This is a genomic window from Nonomuraea insulae, from assembly GCF_042656245.1.
The window spans coordinates 1-17,214 of record NZ_JBHSPA010000125.1; the positions used below are offsets into that span (position 1 = coordinate 1).

At 69.7% G+C, this 17,214-nt stretch carries 21 protein-coding genes; 7 read left to right on the top strand and 14 right to left on the bottom strand.

Annotated features, from left to right (window positions below):
* The coding region (locus ACFPZ3_RS67035) for a GNAT family N-acetyltransferase (RefSeq protein WP_379524771.1) at nt 1–497 on the top strand (497 nt) is incomplete at its 5' end.
* Nucleotides 498–831: 334 nt separating this feature from the next.
* Here ACFPZ3_RS67035 and ACFPZ3_RS67040 read toward each other — a convergent pair.
* The 3 genes from ACFPZ3_RS67040 to ACFPZ3_RS67050 form a co-directional block, all read right to left on the bottom strand.
* Nucleotides 832–1,974 (bottom strand): sensor histidine kinase, encoded by a 1,143-nt coding sequence (locus ACFPZ3_RS67040; protein WP_379524772.1) that lies wholly within the window; start codon nt 1,972–1,974, stop codon nt 832–834.
* Between the two features lie 627 nt (nt 1,975–2,601).
* Complete coding sequence (locus ACFPZ3_RS67045) at nt 2,602–2,856, bottom strand: hypothetical protein (protein WP_379524773.1); 255 nt, start codon at nt 2,854–2,856, stop codon at nt 2,602–2,604.
* A gap of 125 nt (nt 2,857–2,981) precedes the next feature.
* On the bottom strand, nt 2,982–3,575 hold the full coding sequence (locus ACFPZ3_RS67050) for a helix-turn-helix domain-containing protein (RefSeq protein WP_379524774.1): 594 nt from the start codon (nt 3,573–3,575) through the stop codon (nt 2,982–2,984).
* A 282-nt stretch (nt 3,576–3,857) separates the two neighbouring features.
* Here ACFPZ3_RS67050 and ACFPZ3_RS67055 point away from each other — a divergent pair, with 282 nt between their 5' ends.
* Nucleotides 3,858–4,364, top strand: a complete 507-nt coding sequence (locus tag ACFPZ3_RS67055; protein ID WP_379524775.1) for a DinB family protein — start codon at nt 3,858–3,860, stop codon at nt 4,362–4,364.
* A gap of 665 nt (nt 4,365–5,029) precedes the next feature.
* Here the strand turns inward: ACFPZ3_RS67055 and ACFPZ3_RS67060 are convergent.
* The 5 genes from ACFPZ3_RS67060 to ACFPZ3_RS67080 form a co-directional block, all read right to left on the bottom strand.
* Nucleotides 5,030–5,404, bottom strand: a complete 375-nt coding sequence (locus tag ACFPZ3_RS67060) for a nuclear transport factor 2 family protein (RefSeq protein ID WP_379524776.1) — start codon at nt 5,402–5,404, stop codon at nt 5,030–5,032.
* A 125-nt stretch (nt 5,405–5,529) separates the two neighbouring features.
* Nucleotides 5,530–5,826: a DUF952 domain-containing protein gene (locus tag ACFPZ3_RS67065; protein ID WP_379524777.1), complete on the bottom strand. Its 297-nt coding sequence runs from the start codon at nt 5,824–5,826 to the stop codon at nt 5,530–5,532.
* Complete coding sequence (locus ACFPZ3_RS67070) at nt 5,823–6,377, bottom strand: GNAT family N-acetyltransferase (protein ID WP_379524778.1); 555 nt, start codon at nt 6,375–6,377, stop codon at nt 5,823–5,825. The genes ACFPZ3_RS67065 and ACFPZ3_RS67070 overlap by 4 nt, the downstream gene beginning before the upstream one ends.
* A gap of 20 nt (nt 6,378–6,397) precedes the next feature.
* The gene (locus tag ACFPZ3_RS67075; RefSeq protein WP_379524779.1) at nt 6,398–6,973 is read right to left on the bottom strand and encodes a TetR/AcrR family transcriptional regulator; all 576 of its coding nucleotides are present in this window, start codon (nt 6,971–6,973) and stop codon (nt 6,398–6,400) included.
* The gene (locus tag ACFPZ3_RS67080; protein WP_379524780.1) at nt 6,970–7,293 is read right to left on the bottom strand and encodes a DMT family transporter; all 324 of its coding nucleotides are present in this window, start codon (nt 7,291–7,293) and stop codon (nt 6,970–6,972) included. Before ACFPZ3_RS67080 ends, ACFPZ3_RS67075 begins: the two co-directional genes overlap by 4 nt.
* 110 nt (nt 7,294–7,403) lie before the next feature.
* Here ACFPZ3_RS67080 and ACFPZ3_RS67085 point away from each other — a divergent pair, with 110 nt between their 5' ends.
* Both ACFPZ3_RS67085 and ACFPZ3_RS67090 read left to right on the top strand, forming a co-directional pair.
* Nucleotides 7,404–8,357, top strand: coding sequence for a radical SAM protein (locus ACFPZ3_RS67085; RefSeq protein WP_379524781.1), 954 nt, complete (start codon nt 7,404–7,406; stop codon nt 8,355–8,357).
* Nucleotides 8,358–8,396: 39 nt separating this feature from the next.
* Nucleotides 8,397–9,125 carry a phytanoyl-CoA dioxygenase family protein gene (locus tag ACFPZ3_RS67090; protein WP_379524782.1) on the top strand — a complete coding sequence of 243 codons (729 nt, stop codon included), beginning with the start codon at nt 8,397–8,399 and terminating at the stop codon, nt 9,123–9,125.
* A 49-nt stretch (nt 9,126–9,174) separates the two neighbouring features.
* On the opposite strand, the gene ACFPZ3_RS67095 is transcribed toward ACFPZ3_RS67090, so the two are convergent.
* The 6 genes from ACFPZ3_RS67095 to ACFPZ3_RS67120 form a co-directional block, all read right to left on the bottom strand.
* Nucleotides 9,175–10,020, bottom strand: a complete 846-nt coding sequence (locus ACFPZ3_RS67095; protein ID WP_379524783.1) for an aldo/keto reductase — start codon at nt 10,018–10,020, stop codon at nt 9,175–9,177.
* The gene (locus tag ACFPZ3_RS67100) at nt 10,017–10,856 is read right to left on the bottom strand and encodes a MurR/RpiR family transcriptional regulator (RefSeq protein ID WP_379524784.1); all 840 of its coding nucleotides are present in this window, start codon (nt 10,854–10,856) and stop codon (nt 10,017–10,019) included. Before ACFPZ3_RS67100 ends, ACFPZ3_RS67095 begins: the two co-directional genes overlap by 4 nt.
* Nucleotides 10,857–11,532: 676 nt before the next feature.
* Entirely contained in the window at nt 11,533–11,787 is a 255-nt protein-coding gene (locus tag ACFPZ3_RS67105; protein ID WP_379524785.1) for a helix-turn-helix domain-containing protein, read from the bottom strand.
* A gap of 170 nt (nt 11,788–11,957) precedes the next feature.
* A complete protein-coding gene (locus ACFPZ3_RS67110; protein ID WP_379524786.1) occupies nt 11,958–12,632 on the bottom strand; it encodes a GAP family protein in 675 nt (224 codons plus the stop codon).
* Nucleotides 12,625–14,244: a SulP family inorganic anion transporter gene (locus tag ACFPZ3_RS67115; RefSeq protein ID WP_379524787.1), complete on the bottom strand. Its 1,620-nt coding sequence runs from the start codon at nt 14,242–14,244 to the stop codon at nt 12,625–12,627. Before ACFPZ3_RS67115 ends, ACFPZ3_RS67110 begins: the two co-directional genes overlap by 8 nt.
* Nucleotides 14,241–14,378, bottom strand: coding sequence for a hypothetical protein (locus tag ACFPZ3_RS67120; RefSeq protein WP_379524788.1), 138 nt, complete (start codon nt 14,376–14,378; stop codon nt 14,241–14,243). The genes ACFPZ3_RS67115 and ACFPZ3_RS67120 overlap by 4 nt, the downstream gene beginning before the upstream one ends.
* A gap of 45 nt (nt 14,379–14,423) precedes the next feature.
* On the opposite strand from ACFPZ3_RS67120, the gene ACFPZ3_RS67125 reads away from it, so the two are divergent.
* From ACFPZ3_RS67125 to ACFPZ3_RS67135, 3 genes are all read left to right on the top strand, one after another.
* Nucleotides 14,424–14,630: a hypothetical protein gene (locus tag ACFPZ3_RS67125; RefSeq protein ID WP_379524789.1), complete on the top strand. Its 207-nt coding sequence runs from the start codon at nt 14,424–14,426 to the stop codon at nt 14,628–14,630.
* A gap of 126 nt (nt 14,631–14,756) precedes the next feature.
* Nucleotides 14,757–15,902, top strand: a complete 1,146-nt coding sequence (locus tag ACFPZ3_RS67130) for an MFS transporter (RefSeq protein ID WP_379524790.1) — start codon at nt 14,757–14,759, stop codon at nt 15,900–15,902.
* A 164-nt stretch (nt 15,903–16,066) separates the two neighbouring features.
* Entirely contained in the window at nt 16,067–17,212 is a 1,146-nt protein-coding gene (locus tag ACFPZ3_RS67135) for an epoxide hydrolase family protein (RefSeq protein WP_379524791.1), read from the top strand.
* Nucleotides 17,213–17,214: the final 2 nt, after the last annotated feature.

Sequence of the window (17,214 nt, forward strand, 5' to 3'; positions counted from 1 at the left end):
TCCTCCACCACCTCGACCTCACCCAACCCCTCCCCACACCCACCACACCCCCCACCTACACCCTCCGCCACCTCACCGGCCCCGACGACGCCCCCGCCCGCGCCACCATCCACCGCACAGCCTTCACCCAACCCGGCCACCCACCCTCCCGCGTCACCACCGACAGCTACCGCACCGTCATGAACACCGACCCCTACAACCCCCACCTCGACTGGATCGCCTGCACCCCCGACGGCACCCCCGCCGCCATCAGCCTCATCTGGTACGACCCCCACCACCACGACGCCCTCATCGAACCCACCGGCACCCACCCCGCCCACCGCCGCCGCGGCCTGGCCACCGCCACCACCCTCGCCGCCCTCCACACCGCCCGCGACCTCGGCGCCCGCACCGCCCGCGTCACCACCCGCGACAACGACCCCGCCCCCCGCGCCCTCTACCAAACCCTCGGCTTCCGCCCCCACACCCGCACCACCACCTACCACCGCCCCACATGAAAAAAAGGGGTGCCCGAGCGGGGGAGATGCCCGGACACCCCAGCGATGACACAGCCCGCCGGCCACATCACCACCCCCGTGCGGACCACCACCCGCACGACCGGAACCACCCGGCACCCCCAGCATCGCCCCCCGCACCCCCCACCCGGGTCACGCCCAGGACAGGACTGCCCGAGCAGACCTTTGAACAACCCCCCGCAACGGCGATCCAAACCCGCCACCACACCCCGAACACCAGGGGAGCGCACCCCACGTAAACGAACACTCACAACACGCGCACGGAAACAACGCGCCGCGGCCACCCCCTAACGAAGAAGCGCCTCCCCATCAGCGATCACCGCCCCTCCTCCCACCCCGCCACAACACCATCGCCACCCCGGCCAGGGAACACCGCCACCGTCCGGAACCACCCATCCCTCTGCTCCACCGTCAGCTCACCCCCCTGAGCCGCCAGACGATCCCGCAAAGCGGCCAGCCCACCCAACCGGACAACCCCCGCCTCACGCACACCATCATTGGCGACACAGATCCCCGCCTCAGAAAGAGCGATCCGCACCTGCCCAGCCTCGGCATGACGCAAAATATTGGTCGTCGTCTCCCGCAGAACCTGACCGAGCAACTCACCCACACCCACATCGACCTCAGCCTCACGATCGACACGCACCCCGATGCCCGCGGCCTCGAACAGATTCTTGGCGTTCTCCAGCTCCGCGGACAGATTCAGCCGCCGCTGACCGTAAGCCAGCTCCTTGGTCTGCGCGATCGTGTCACCGACCAGCACACGCACCTCCTCCAGCTCCTGCTCCACCCGCCCGACGTCACTGTGCAGCAGCTTCCTGGCCAGCGCGACCTTCAACTTCACCACATGAAGCGTGTGACCCTGAATATCGTGCAGATCACCGGCGAAACGCACACGCTCCCGCATCACCGCCATCTCCGCCTCACGCTCCCGCGCCCTCTCCAGCTCCCCGATCAAATCGTGAACCGCATAGGCAAGAGCCGCGAGAACGACACCGCTCACCGCGACAGCCGCGGAGACCAGAACGTACTGGACCAGAATTTCGACAGCGCTCTCACGCGCCACCACCAGCTTCACCCCGACCACCGCGACGACGAAGGCGGCGACCCCCGCGACCGCCGCCCGCCGACGACGCGGCAGCTCAAGAACCGTGATGGTGGCCACGATCGCGAAACCGTAGGACGGCGCCGTAGCATCCGCCACCAACACCCCGGCGAGCCACACGACCGCCGTCACGACCAGACCCGGAAGCGCGACACGCGAGAAACGCCCCACGGTCCACCGATTGACCACCACCAGCGTCACGGCCAAGCCCGCACCCATCAGCAGCGCATCCCACAAGGAACCGGCATCGATCGCCATCAGCAGCGCCCCGACCGCGGAGATCGCACTGAACACGATGCCCAGGTTCAGCCGGCGCAACTGGCCCTGCGTCTCCTCGGCCCGCTCCGACGTCATACGCGCAACCTTCCCGCTCGTGCCCACAACCACCACACACAGCCCACCACCGCCGGAGCATAGGCGGCGGTCCCGACCGCGCAGAACCGCCGCCCCTCGGCCCCGCTGAGGATGCCCTCCGTGACCGGGGGAGCGCCCCCAGTCTGCTTCCGCCCCCACCGCCTCCAACCAGTGACGCTGCGTCATGAGCAGTCCTGCGGGACGTCACAGTGACGCGGGCCCCACCTGGCGACCGCCAGCACGGCGGATCCGCCACGGGCCGGGGGAGTCTCGCTCAAAGGCAAGCGAAGATCATCGTGCCGGGGGAGAGGGGCGCCTATGGCCCACTCGCGTCACAGCGCGGGCGATACCCAGCCGCTTGTGCGGTTGTGCGCACCGTCGTTGTTGATCATCCCCATCCGGTGGCGCCAACGATAATCGGTACCGCAGGCGGTGCCGCTGACGTGGATGAACGCGTGTCACGCCCGCCCCTCAGGGACGCAGAACGCAACGTCATCACGGAAGCCTGAACAACTGATCCTGATGCGACACCAAAGCACGAAAAGGACAATATGAGCTATACCGGACAGAATTCAGCTTCTGTCCGGTATGACATATGTTGCCGTTTTCCGCCCGGGGGTGCGGGGGTCATAAACGGTTGACGTAGCGGGCGGCCGCACGCTGGCTCATGCCGGTTTCGCCGCGTACGAGAAAAACGGCTTCCTGGATCTGCCCGAGCGCCTTCAGCTCGCGAGCTTGATCGACGAGGTCGACGCTCACGCTGGGCCGGTTGCGGGGATTCCGGGTGAGCCGGACGGCGAGAATGATCAACCAGATGGCGGCGGCGGTGACCACGGCGGTGAGCGCGACGATGCTGGGTGTGGCGATCTCGAGGGCGGGCATGCTGGGGCGTCTGCCCGTGGCCGGGCGGTTTATTCAGCGCTTCCGTCGTTGCTTGATAATGAACATTATGTCAAGTAGACCGTTCGCGAAGAGGGGCCCTCACGGGCCGCCCGTCCCCGCGGGATCTATGCCTTCGCTCGAGCGGTGCGGTCGGCGTGCACGTGAGCGCGTGCTCCCTGCATATCGAACAGGACGAGAAGTTCCACCGCTCCGCCGTCCGCGCTTCCCAGCCAATGCGGCAACGAGGTGTCGAACTCGGCGGCGTTGTCCGCTGTCACCGTCAGATCACGCTCTCCGGTCACGAGTCGCAGCGTGCCGTTGAGGACGTACAGCCATTCGAAGCCCTCGTGGGTCTGCAATGCCGGTTCGGCCGGCTCCGGCCGTGCCGGAATGATCATCTTGAAGGCTTGTGTCCCGCCTGGCCGGCGGAACAGGGGTATGAACGTCATTCCGAAACGCCGGATCGGTTTCAGGTGGACTCGGGGGTCGCCGGCGCGCGGGGCGCCCACGAGATCGTCCAGCGGGACGTCATAGGCGTGGGACAGGTGCAGCAGCAGTTCGAGGGTTGCGCGGCGCTGGCCGCTTTCCAGGCGGGACAGTGTGCTTTCCGATACTCCGGTGGTCGCGGACAGTTCGGCGAGGGTGATGTCGCGTGTGTGCCGGAGCGCGCGCAGTCGGGGTCCGACCGCGTCGAGCACGTCTTCCATTGCGGGGTTCATGGGGTCAGCTTGCCAAAACGGCAAGGATGGGCGCTACTTCGGGGCGTGTGGGCTGAGACTGGGCCGTACGGAACCCGAGGGAGGGAACGTGATGGAGCGCTCCGGCGCGGTGAGGTGCTGGGACGCGGTGTGCGCGCCGTCTGCCGGACCGGGCGCTGGTGCGCCTCTCCCCCGTGTGGTCGACGGATGTGCGGCGCCGGCCCTGGCGGGCGTACCGCCGTGGTCGCCGGCCGTGTCCTGTTGATCCGCCGTACCGAGTGATATCGCCCCGACGAGCACCGCATGAAGGAGAACGCTGTGCCCACTGCTTCCCGCCGTCATGACTCCCCTCCGCCTCCTACCGCGAACAGTGAGGCTGACGTCCTGCGCGGATTCCTGGACTATCTGCGTGCCTCGATCGCCGCGAAGGTCGACGGGGCCGCGGAACCTGAGGTCCGGACGTCGGTGGTGCCCTCGGGGACGACTTTGCTCGGCCTGCTGAACCATCTGATCGCTGTCGAGAGCGCGACGTTTCTCGGCGAGAGGGTCGCTGATTGGCAGGCGACGTTCCGGCCTGCCGCTGAGGATGGTGTCGCCGATGTCGTGGCTCGTTACCGGGCGACCGTCGAGCGTGCGAACGAGGTTCTCGACGCGTGCGCCGATCTTGGCGCGCCACTCCCCCGGCGGGGGCGTTCGGGCTCGGCGCCGAGTGTCCGCTGGGCGCTCACGCACATGATCGAGGAGACCGGGCGCCACGCGGGTCACGCGGATATCCTGCGCGAGCTCATCGACGGTGTCACCGGGCGCTGAGGCTTGCCTTTCGTTTGCGGGAGGGTTCAGGGCCGGGTGCGTGGGACGGGGCGGTGGTGTCAGGTGGGCTCGGTGGGAAGATTCTTTTGGGCGGGATGTGATCGTTCGCTGGGGTGCGGGTGTGGGGTGGCGGGGGTGCTGAGCGGGGGTTTCGGGGTGCCGGGTGGTGGTGTGGCGGGGGTCTTCGGGTTGTTGACCGGGAGTTTGACGCTCTGTTGATTCGCTGTCCTTGGTGGGATGTGTGGTTTTAGGGTGGAGCTCCTGCTATACGCGCCGCGAGAGGAGCAGCACGTGGGGAACCAGTCAGTGTTATGCCCGGTGTGTCAGGGGGTTCTGCCCGCTTCTGGTAAGGAGTCGTACACGCCGCTGCGGGGGCGGTTGATCGTGACGAACGGGTACTGTCCGGGTGGGTGCGCCGAGCGGCGTGCCGAGGCGGCCGAGCAGGCTCAGCAGCAGGCTATGCAGCAGACGCAGCAGATGGCGCGTCCGCAGTCCTCCCCCGCTCCCGCTCCCGCTGCGGCTCCGGCCGGGGGTGCGGTGCGTGCGCCTTTGCGTGTGGTGCGCTGAGGTTCTTTAGCTGATTTGGTGGTGCCGGCCTGTGCGGGGTCGGTGGGTTGCCCCGGTGCCGGTGGTGTCGGGGCTGGTTGTGTGTGTCGTGGGCCGGTTCATTGGTGGCCGTCGGTGGTGTGCCAGTAGTCGCGGGTTCGCACGGCGAGGCCGTCTGGGTCGAATTGGGCGAAGACGCAGCCGGCCAGGGTGATGGGGCGGCCGTTGTCGTGTGCGTGGACCCGGAATTCGATGGCTGCCTGGTCGCCGTCGACGATGGGGGCGGCGAAGGTGACGTGGGGTGCGGTTTCGCCGGTGAAGGACCACGTGATGTAGTCGGTGATGGCTTGTTTGCCGTGGTGCGGGGGGCGGAACGGCATGCTGGTGTGGACGGCGTCGTCGCGGTAGAGGGCGGTGATGGCGGCGCTGTCGTGGTGGGTCCAGCCGTGTTGCCAGGTGTCGGCGAAGCGTTGGGCGGCCGTGCGGGTGTCCATGGGGTCCATTGTGGTGCGGGCGACTGGTGGGCTGTGTGCCTGTTGTGGCGGGTGCGTGCGGGGTTCTTTCTCTGGGTGTCTCTCCCCCGGATGACCGCTCCCCTGTGCCGCCGTTGGGCCGGGCGTCAGGGTGTGTAGGGGCGGGTGGTGGTGACAGCGGTGATGGGCAGGGGGCCGTACAGGTGGGGGAAGCCGTTCTCGAGGCGGATGTCGAGTCCGGCGGGGTCGATGTCGAGGATGAGCAGCGCTTCGGTGATGTGGCTGTAGAAGGCGGTGTGGACGCCGTGTAGCTGGGTGAGGTCGCGGCTGCAGTGGATGAAGCCTTCTTGGTCGAGGGTGCGGCCGAGGGTGGAGATGCGGTACTCCCCTGTTTTCTGGGCGTTCTCCCAGTCGGTGCGCAGCGCGAGGTGGTGGATGGTCATGGGGTCCATTCGGTTTCGAGGATGGCGTAGATGGTTTCGCTGGCCCATTCGCCTTTGACGATCTCGTTGTCGATGAGGGTGGCTTCGCGGCGCATGTGGAGTTTTTCGAGTACGCGGGCGGATGCGGTGTTGCGGGCGTCGAGGCGGCCGGTGATGCGGTGCAGGCCGAGTGCGGTGAAGCCGAGGTTGAGCATGGCGTGGGCGGCTTCGGTGGCGTAGCCGTGGCCGTGGTGGTCGGGGTGGAGGATGTAGCCGATTTCGCCTTGGCGATGGGTGCGGCTGGTCCAGATGAGCAGGCAGTTGCCGATGAGGTGGCCGGTGGTGCGGTGGGTGATGGCCAGGTCGATGGCGTCGCCTTCGTCGTGGATGGCGGTGCGGGTGATCTTTTTGTCGAGGTAGGTGCGGCTGGTGTCGCGGTCGCGGGGGTCCCAGTAGAGGTAGCGGGTGACGTGGGGCAGGGATTCGTAGGCGTTGAGGGGGTCGAGGTCGTCGGGGGTGAAGGGGCGCAGGTGGAGGCGGGGGGTGGTGATGGGGTAGTCGGGTGTGAGCACGGAGGCAGTGTAGGGAGGGGTCAGGTGGGTGGCAATGTGTTGCGGATGGCGAGGGTGAGCAGGTTGCGGGCGTCGTGGAGGGGGCGTTGTTCCACGACGTGTTCGAGCCAGAGGGTGGAGATGGTGGTGTAGAGGAGGCGTACGCGGGGGTCGGTTTCTGGCAGGTGGAGGGTGTCGGCGACGATGCGGACGCAGCCGTCGGTCCAGCGGCGGGCGATGTGCTGGAGTACGGGGTCGCGGCCGGCGTGGACGTACAGTTCCCACAGGCCGAGCTGGCGGGTGCGGTCGGCGGTGGCGAGCTGGTCGGTGAGGCCGGTCAGGCCGTGGCTGGTGGCCCAGGTGCGGGTGGTGGCGAGTTCGGTTTCGACGAGCTGGGCGAAGGCTTCGGCGAGGAGCTGGTCGCGTGAGGTGAAGTAGTAGGTGGTGGCGGCCAGGGGCAGGTGGGCGCGCTGGGCGACGGCTCGGTGGGTGACGGCGGCGAATCCGCCTTCGGTGAGCAGGTCGACGGCGGCGTTGAGGAGGGTGGCGCGGCGGCGGCGGCCTCGTGCCTGGGCGGGGGCTGTGTGGGGGGTGCCGGGGTCTGGGTGGGGGTTCAATGGCCACCTGCGAGGTTGAGGACGATGACGCCGCCGATGATGAGGAGGATACCGCCGATCTTGAGGGGGGTGAGGGTCTCTCCCATGAAGGCGGCGCCGATGAGGGCGATGGCGGCGGTGCCGGCTCCGGACCAGACGGCGTAGGCGGTGCCCATGTCGAGGTGGAGTTTGAGTACGCGGGCCAGCAGGGTGAAGGAGGTGATGTAGCCGGCGGCGACGACGATGCTCCAGCCGAGGTGGGTGAAGCCGTTGCTGAGTTTGAGTGCGGTGGTGGCGAGGATTTCGGAGGCGATGGCGAGGGCGAGCAGGAGCCAGGCCATGGGTTTCGTTTCTCCAGCCGATGAAGTGGTACGGGCGTCCCAATTCTAGGGTGGGCGTGCCTGCGGGAATCGCTTGAAAACCGAGTCGAATACGTGTTCCACTGGTCGGTGTGGGTTGGGACGCGCTTGCGCTGGTTGACGCCGCCGACGACCGTCCGCTGATCGAGCGGCGCGCGGTGCTGCGCGGCGATTTCTACGAGCTGCAGGCCCGCACGGTGATCGAGCGGGTCTCGCCCGCCGCGGGCATCGCCCAGCAGTGGGCCGTCTCCCCCTATCGTGGCTGCGCTCACGCGTGCCGTGGTTGTGGCGCGCGGGCCGGGCATCGGCGGCTGGGCCTGGACTCCGGGCGTGATTTCGACACGCGGATCGTGGTCAGGGCGAACGTGGTGGAGCGGCTGCGGTCGGAGCTGGCGCGCTGGGACGGCCGGGAGATCGCGGTGGGCGTCGGCGGTGACTGCTACCAGGTGGCCGAGGAGACCTACCGGCTGATGCCGGGCGTGATCGGGGCGCTGGCGGCGTCGGGGACGCCGTTCACGGTCTACACCAAGAGCGCGCGGGTGTTGCGTGATGCGGAGCCGCTGGTGCGGGCGGGTGCCCGGGTGGCGGTGTCGATCGCGTTCGTGGACGAGCGGTTCCGGCGGGCGGTGGAGCCGGGGGCGCCGACGGCGCAGGCGCGGCTGGAGCTGGTCTCGGCGCTGGTGGAGGCGGGGGTGGACTGCCGGGTGCTGATGGCGCCGGTGCTGCCGCTGCTCAGCGACGCCGCCGACCAGCTGGCGGCGACGGTGCGGCGGATCGCGGCGACCGGGGCGCGGGTGGTGGAGCCGGTGGTGCTGCGGCTGCCGCCGGGGACGCGGGAGTGGTACGTGGAGTGGCTGGCGCAGGCGCATCCGGGCCTGGTGGAGCGCTACGAGGAGCTGTACGACCGGGCGGGCCTGCCGTCGCCGGGCTATGAGGGCCGCATCACGGGGCAGATCGCTCAGCTGTGCCGCATGTACGGGATGGAGTGCGGCGCGCCGGTGGCCGAGCCGCGCGAGCCGGCGGCGGCGCAGCTGTCGCTGGTGTGAGCGGGAAAACCGGTGGACAGCGCTGTTAGCGTGCCGTTCATGGACGTCATCGATGTGGACGCGTTCGTGGCCGACGGTTTCGCCAAGGTCGAGGCGGTGGTGCCGCGCGAGGTGGCGGACCAGGCACGGGCGTTGTTGTGGAAGCGGATCGGCCTGTCCCCCGGTGACCCGGCGGGGTGGACCCAGCCGGTGGTGTGGACGGCGGATCTGACGGGTGAGGGGCCGTTCGGGGAGATCGTGCGCGCTCCCCGGTTGCACGCCGCGCTGGACGCGGTGGCCGGTCCGGGCGGGTGGGTGCCGCGTGGTTCGGTGGGCAACATGCCGGTGCGGTTCCCGCGTGTGCCCCCGGCCGAGGACCGGGGGTGGCACATCGACGGCAGCACCCGCCGTCCTGACGGCACGTACGGGATGAGCGGCCGGCCGGAGACGTTGCTGCTGCTGGTGCTGTTCTCGCAGGTGGGGCCATCCGACGCGCCGACGCGGATCCGGGCGGGCTCGCAGCGGGACATGGCGGCGCTGCTGGATGAGCGGGTGCTGGACCCCATGAAGCACGGCCCGATGTTCGACGAGGCCGGGCGGGATCGGCCGGTGCGGCTGGCGACGGGCGCGCCGGGCGATGTGTACGTGGTGCATCCGTTCACGGTGCACGCCGCGCAGGAGCATCGGGGTAGTGAGCCGCGGTTCATGGCGCAGGCGCCGGTGTTCCTGGCCGAGCCGCTGGCGCCGGGTGCGGCTTCCCCGCTGGGGCGGGCGGCCGGCCTCTCCTGACCGGCCTCTCCTGACCGGCCTCTCCTGACCGGCCTCTCCTGATCGGCGTCTACGAGGGGCTGGTCAGGCGGTCCAGGGCGGCCAGATCGTCCGGGGTGAGTTCGAGGGCGGCCGCGTTCAGGTTCTCCTCCAGGTGGGCGAGCGATCCCGTGCCCGGTGTGGGCAGGATGACCGGTGAGCGGTGCAGCAGCCACGCCAGCGCCACCTGCCCGGGAGCCGCCCTGTGGCGGCGGGCGACCTCGGGCAGTCCGGTGCGGGCCAGGACGCCGTTGCCCAGCGGGAACCAGGGCAGGAACGCCAGGCCCCGTTCCTCGCACATCCGCAGGACGGGTGTGGAGTCGCGGTCGTGCAGGTTGAAGCGGTTCTGTACCGAGGCGATCGGTGTGATCTCCAGGGCGCGCTCCAGTTCGCCCGTGGTCACGGTGTCGAGGCCGATGTGCCGGATCTTGCCCGCGGCCCGCAGTTCGGCCAGTGTGCCGAGCTGGTCGGCCAGCGGGACGTCCGGGTCGATGCGGTGGAGCTGGTAGAGGTCGATGGTGTCGGTCCTGAGCCGGCGCAGGCTCGCCTCGCACATGGCCCGCAGCCGCTCCGGCCGCCCGTCGGTGTGCCAGAGGTTGGGCCCTGTACGGACGACGCCGCCCTTCGTCGCCACCACCAGATGGTCGGGGTACGGGTGCAGGGCTCGTGCCAGGAGTTCCTCGGCGAGGTCCGGCCCGTAGTTGTCGGCTGTGTCCAGGAGCGTCACTCCGCGTTCGACGGCGCGGCGCAGCACGGCCACGGCGTCGGCGGGCTCCAGGCGTGGCCCCCAGTAGCCGGGCCCGGTCAGCATGCCGGTGCCGTATCCCAGCCGCCGCACGCGCAGGTCTCCGGCGATGTCGAAGGTGTGGCTGATCAAGGGGAGGGTCGTCCTCTCAAGTAGCTGTGGCCGGCGGTGACGTCGGCGGAGGCCGCCACGGCCCGTTCGGCCCGGTCGCCGCCCAGCGCGAGCAGCATCATGGACAGGGTGTCGACGATGGTGAGGTGGGCCAGGCGGCTGGCCACCGCTTCCATGCCGAGGACGAGGTCCTGGCCGCCGCCGACCAGCACCCAGGTGCTCTCCTCCGCCAGCGGCGAGCTGGCGTAGCTGGTGATCGTCACGATCGCGGCTCCCGCGGCGCGGGCGCGGCGGGCTGTCTCGACGGTGGAGCGGGTGGCTCCGCTGTGGCTGATCGCCAGGCACACCGACTGTTCGGGCAGCAGTTCGGCGGCCAGGTGCGCGGTGAGCGGGTCGGGTGGCAGGTCTGCCGCGAGGCCCAGGGCGCGCAGGCGGTAGGCGGCGTCGGCGGCCACCGCCCCGGACAGGCCGGTGGCCGCCACCAGCACCCGGCCGGCGTCGTTGAGTGCTTGGGCGGCGTCGTTGAGGTGGGCGCGTGAGAGTGTGGCGGGCAGCCCGCCGAGGGCTTCTTGTGCCGTGCGGATGGTGGCGGTGAGCGGGTCGTCCTCGTCGTGGGGTCCCGGGGGCGCCTCGCGGGCGGCGGTGATCTTCAGTTCCTGGTAGCCGCGGAACCCCAGTTTCCGGCACGACCGTACGACGGTGGAGGCGGACGTTCCGGCCAGTCGGGCCACGTCGCTCACGCTCAGGTGGACGAGCTGGGCGCCCTGGTCGAGAACCACGTGGGCGACGCGTGCCTCGGCGTCGTGCAGCCCGGAGAGTCTCGCTCGCACGGCGGCGGTGAGGGAATTCCATTCCACGGGGAGACAGTAGCACGGAAGAGAATTCCATCTCTGTGGCGCCATGACGCCGACCGCCGCCCACCGGCCGGCCGGGAGGTGAGCGCCCGGCAGCGCCTGCAGGGGCGGATGAGGAGCCGACGACCTGAGCGGTCCTAGGACGTGTGCGGCCGCCTCATCCCCTACGCCGGGCTCATCCCCGGCTCGCGCGCCGGGACCGTCACGGTCACGCACGGCAAGGACTGCGACGGGCACCCCGAGCGTCCAATGTCGCCTACGACCTCGCGGCACCGATCCCGCACGCATCCAAAGAGCTGCGCCGGTTCGCCACCGGATACCTTGCGCTCTTGCGCTCTTGCGCTCTTGCGCTCTTGCGCTCTTGCGCTCTTGCGCTCTTGCGCTCTTGCGCTCCTGCGCTCCTGCGCTCCTGCGCTCCTGCGCTCCTGCGCTCCTGCGCTCCTGCGCTCCTGCGCTCCTGCGAGGAGATGATCACCTGGTCCCCTGCGGTCATGCCACACCGCGGCATCCTTGCCGATCCGGGTGGCGTCCGCCGACCTCGCGCAGACGGCCAGCGCCCCACCCGGGCCCAGGGGGCACGCCAGGTGAACTCGGCGATGGCGGCGGCGCGCGGAGGGGCCAAGGAAGCCGTTCCCGACATGTCGGGCCGGTCATGTCAGGCCTGGCGGGAAGGCCGGGGTCAGGGGGTGGCGGCGGGGGTGGAGCGGATGGCGAGGCGGTCGAGGGAGACGCCGAGGACGTCGGACAGGGCCGCGATGGTGAAGAACGCCGGGGTGGCGATGCGGCCGGTCTCGATCTTGCGGAGGGTTTCGGCGGACATGCCGGCGGCGGCGGCGACCTCGACGATGCTGCGTTCGCCGCGAGCCTGGCGCAGGACGAAGCCGAGTTGCTCGCCGCGGAGCCGCTCTTCGGGGGTCAGCGGAGGTCGCACCATGGAGGCCACTCTATACCCCCCGGGATAGAAATACCGGCAAACATGAGCCGCACAGCGTTCGGTCGCGTGGCGGGACGGACGACAGCATCGAGCACGAAGACGATATGAACGTCCTGAGCCTGCTGGCCGCCGTACTGGAACATCCGGTTCGCGATCGTGACGCCGTCAACCTACGCAAGCAGGCCGCGCAGGCCCTTGGCGAGGAACAGCAGGCCGAACACCAGGATCAGCAGCAGGGTGAGGGCGCCGTTGTGCCGGATCAGCCAGCCGCGCATCCGTTGGAGTCGTTGTTCGCCGCCTCCGGTGAGCGCGGTGGTGTAGGGGGCGAGCACGCCGATGCTGCCGATGACGACGAACACGGCGGCGAGGATGAGTTGCCGGCCGACGGGCAGGGGCTCGTGGGCGGCGGCGATGGCGCCGCCGGCCAGCGAGGCGAGGTTGACCGGGTTGGCCACGATGAGCAGGGCCGCCACCCCGATGATCTTCGGGGTGGTCATGGTGTCCATGGCGGCGATCCAGCGGGGCACCTGCGGGGTCTCTCCCCTCTTGCGGCGGGCAGCCCTGCGGAGACCGGCGAGCGCCGTCAGGAGCAGGAGCACGCCGATGGTCAGGGCGAGCCAGCTGAGCCAGGCGGGTTTGGCGTGGCCGGTGGCGCCGAGGGCGCTCAGCAGGGCGATGAGGGCGAGCAGCACGATCCAGCTCATGATCAGCCAGGTGAGCTCGAACAGCAGCGCCTTGGTCCGGCCGTTCACGCTGATCAGCAGGGCGATGACGGCCACGACCGGGAACGGCGAGACGATCAGGCCGAGGGTGTAGGGCAGCATGTCGGCGAACGCCTTACCCATGGTCACTCTCCCGGTAGGCGGCGGCCGCGGCCTCGTTGGAGTCGTAGAAGGTGAGCCCGGTCAGGCCGTAGTGGGCCAGCAGGTGGCGCAGGGCGGTGGTGGCGCGGGCCACGGCGAAGGTGACGCCACGTTCGCGTAGCATGCCGGCGGTTTCGCGCAGGGCCCCCGCGCCGGTCGTGTCGACATCGGTGATGGCCTCGGCGTCCAGGACGATCCACCGGGCCCCCTGGTCGGCCAGGTGGGTGATCTCGGTTTTGAAGGTGCCGGCGTTGGCGAAGAAGAGCTGGCTTTCGAAGCGGTAGACGGTGAGCGGTCCCTCGGCCGGGCCGCGGACGTAGCGGCCGTGTTCCCCCGGTGTCAGGGTGGCGGTGCTGGGGCGGGAGGCACGCCGTACCACGTCGACCGCGGAGAGCAGGAAGGCGATGATGACGGCGGTGAGCGAGCCGAGGACGGGGACGCCGAGCAGGCACGCCACGGCGATCCAGAACTCCGAGCGGCGCAGCCGCCACAGCTCGGCCAGCTTGCGCACGTCGATGAGCCGCACGACGGCGACGGCGACGATGCCGGCCAGGGCCGTGTTGGGCAGGTAGGCGAGCACACCGGAGAAGAACGCGACCAGGACGGCGACCACGATCGCGCACACGGCGCTGGGAATCTGTGAGCGGGATCCGGTGGCGTCCATGGCGGCCGTGCGCGAGGCGCTGGAGCCGATGGTCATCGATTGGGTGAGGCCGGCGGCGACGTTGGCCAGGCCGAAGGCGCGCAATTCGGTGTTGGCGTCGATCGGGTAGCCGTGCTGTTCGGCGTAGCGGCGGGCGGTGAGCAGGCCGTCGGCCAGGGTGACGGCGCAGATGGCGATCGCGCCGGGGATGAGCGCGGCCCACTGGCCGAGCGTGACCTGCGGCCAGTGCGGGACGGGCAGCCCGGAGGGGACGGGGCCCAGCACCGACACGCCGTGCGCGTCGAGACCGGCCCAGGCCACCACCGCGGTGGCGGCCACGAGCGCGATCAGCGGGCCCGGTAGCGCGGGGGCGAGCCGGCGCAGAACGACGATCACCAGCATGGTGGCGACGCCGACGACGACGCTCCACAGGTGTGCTTGAGGGATCTTCGTGATGATCTCCCACAGCTCAGGGAAGAACCGCTCGGCGGTGGTGCGGATGCCGAGGATCTTCTCGGCCTGGCTGGTGAGGATCTCGACGGCCAGGCCCGCGATGAAGCCGACCAGGACGGGCTCGGACAGGAAGCTTGCCAGGAAACCCAGCTTGAAGGCGTAGAACAGCAGGAACACCACGGCGCAGACGAGCGCCTGGGCGTAGGCCAGCTCCACGTACTGCGGGCTGCCGGGGCGGGCGGCGATCGCGGCGAGCAGGGAGGCGATGAGCGCGGCGATGGGCGCGTCCGGGCTGGCGACAAGCTGGCGCGAGGAACACAGCAGCGCGAACACCAGCATCGGCACGATCGCCGCGTACAGGCCCACCACCGGCGGCAACCCGGCGATCTGCGCGTAGCCGATGTTGAGCGGAATGGCCAGCGCCGCCAGCGTGACCCCTGCGGTGATCTCTCTGGGCCAGTTCAGCGGGCCGCGGATGCCGGCGGCGAACCAGGTCACGGCAGCGGCCCGCCGAGCGTCTTGCCGACCGGCGGGCCGCTATCCGGCGGTACGCACATCACCGCCATGACCGGGACCGGGCTGACCGCCGCGGCCATGGCGAAAGGCGGCAGCCCAACAAGAATCCGGCCCATGTCACTCTCCCCCAGTTGCGACTGGAGTACCCCATCTGAGCTGGGATGACGCTTGATATTCGCACCGGCTCCGGCGGCCCGAGCCCCGGCGTCCGCTATCCGCATGACGACGCCCTGTCCGGCGAGCCGATCAACTCGCAGCTGATCGAGAACCAACGGCCCTGCCGCGCCGCCGTACAGGCCCCCTCCTGGCATGAAGCGCTGTGCCCGGCGGGCCACCCGTCGAGGCTGAAGGCGCGAAGCGAGGGATGAATTCGGTTGCACCGGGGCTGCTGAGCTTGGTGGGGTATGTGCATGAATGGTGCCACTGAGCAGGTGCAACGGGCCAGGACAGACCGTACGATCCCGCGACGTCCGGCTCCATGGCACAGGCTGGCGGTGCTCGGGGCTCTGATGCTGGCCGCCCTCACCTTCAACACCGCGGAGAACCTGCCGGTCGGCCTCCTGAAACTCATGTCCGAAGACCTACGGGTGTCCCTGTCGGCGGTTGGTCTCCTGGTCACCGGCTACGGCGTCACCGTGGCCATCGCATCTGTGCCGATCGCCCACGTCGTGCGGGCCGTGCCCCGGCGTTATGTGCTCACGGGGCTGCTGGCCGCGCTCGTGGTGTCCAGTCTCGTCGCCGCGCTGGCGCCCTCTTACTGGCTGCTCCTCGTGGCGCGGCTGCTGACTGCGCTCGCCCAGGCGCTGTTCTGGGCCGTGATGGGGCCGGTCGCGGTGGGCCTGTTCGCGCCCGGGGTCCGGGGGCGTGTGGTCGGGGCGCTGTCCGTGGCTGGTTCGCTCGCCCTCGTGTTCGGTGTTCCCGCTGGGACCTGGCTGGGTCAGCGGAGTACCTGGCAGGTGCCCATCGCCATGCTGGCGGTGCTGGGGCTTGTCTCTTTGGTGACGATCGCCGTGCTGCTGCCGGCTTCGCGGCCGGAAGAGGAGCCCGCCGCGTACGCGACCGATCCCGACGTGCGGCGGTTCGGGATGGTGCTGGCGGCCGGGGCCTTGTCCGCCGCCGGGGCGTTCACGGGATACACCTACATCGTGACGTTCCTGGGCGACGTGAGCGGGTTCTCTCCGAGCGCGGTCAGCGTCCTGTTCGTGGTTTTCGGTATCGCGTGCCTGGCCGGAGTGAGCATCACCGGGGCGTTGCTGGACCGCTTCCCCCAGTCCGCCTTGACCACCGCTGTGAGCACGCAGGCAGTGGGCATGCTCGGTCTGTACGCGTTCGGCGCCCACCCGGTGGCGGCGGTGATGTTCCTTGCGCTGATGGGCGGCGCCCTCGGCCCGGTGTTCATGACCACGCAGAACGCGATGCTGCACTACGCGCCGGGCCGTACGGACATCGCCCTCGCGGCGAACTCCGGCGCCTACAACGCCGGCATCGCGGCAGGTGCCGCGGTCGGGGGATTCATCCTGCCGCTCGCCGACGTACGGGCCGCCTTCCTCGCCGGCGGGCTGCTGACCGTCGGATCCTGCGCGGTCCTCCTCGGCGGCCGGCTGCTGCGCGGGCGCCCAGAACGCTCTGCACGCCCATGAGGGACGCACCTGTTCGTCATCGACGGCGCCACCCACATCGGCCTGTACGCCAAGGACGAGCCCGGGCCGCCGCCGAGCTCACCGGGTTCTTCACCAAGCACCTGACCGGCACGACGTCACCCCTAGGACCCGAACCGTCCTAACCCGCTCCTAGCATGACAAACATGAACGAAGACGAGCGAATCATCCCATTCCGGATCGACATCCCGCAGGAACAACTGGACGACCTGCACCACCGGCTCACAACAACCCGCTGGCCGGACGACCTACCCGCAGTGGGCTGGTCCTACGGCGTCCCCACCAGCTACGCCCAGCACCTCACCGACTACTGGCGCACCAGCTTCGACTGGCGCGCCGCCGAAGCACGACTCAACGCCTTCCCCCAGTTCACCACCCGCATCGACGGGCAGAACATCCACTTCCTGCACGCCCGCTCACCCGAACCCGACGCACTCCCACTGATCATCACCCACGGCTGGCCAGGCTCGATCGCCGAATTCCTCACCATCATCGGCCCCCTCACCGACCCCGCCGCACACGGCGCGAACCCCCGCGACGCCTTCCACGTCATCGCCCCCTCCATCCCCGGATTCGCCTTCTCCGGCCCCACCACCGAAACCGGCTGGGACCTGCACCGCATCGCACGAACATGGGCACACCTCATGAACCGGCTCGGCTACCACCGATACGGCGCACAAGGCGGCGACAGCGGCTCCGTCATCGCACCGGCACTCGGCCGCACCGCACCCCGCAACGTCGCCGGCGTCCACGTCAACGGCGCACTCGGCTTCCCCACCGGCGACCCCGCCGAACACGACAACCTCACCCCCGCCGAACTCACCCGCCTCGCCCAATACCAGGACCAGGACCGCAGCGGCTACGCCATCATCCAGGCCACCCGCCCGCAAACCCTCGCCTTCGGACTGCACGACTCACCCACGGCACAACTGACGTGGATCGTGGAGAAATTCAAGGAATGGACCGACCCGGCCCACGAACTACCCGAAGACGCCGTCGACATCGACCAACTGCTCACCAACGTGAGCATCTACTGGTTCACCGCAACCGCCGCCTCAGCCGCCCGCCTCTACAAAGAAGGACAGAAAAGCTGGGGAACCGCCACCGAATACTCCCCGCTGCCCCACGGCGTCGCCGTCTTCCCCGGCGACCCCGGAGTCCGGACGATCGCCGAACGCGAACACAACGTCGTCCACTGGTCCGAATTCGACCGCGGCGGCCACTTCGCCGCAATGGAGGCACCCGACCTGCTCGTCAACGACATCCAGGCCTTCTTCCGCCCCCTGCGATGACC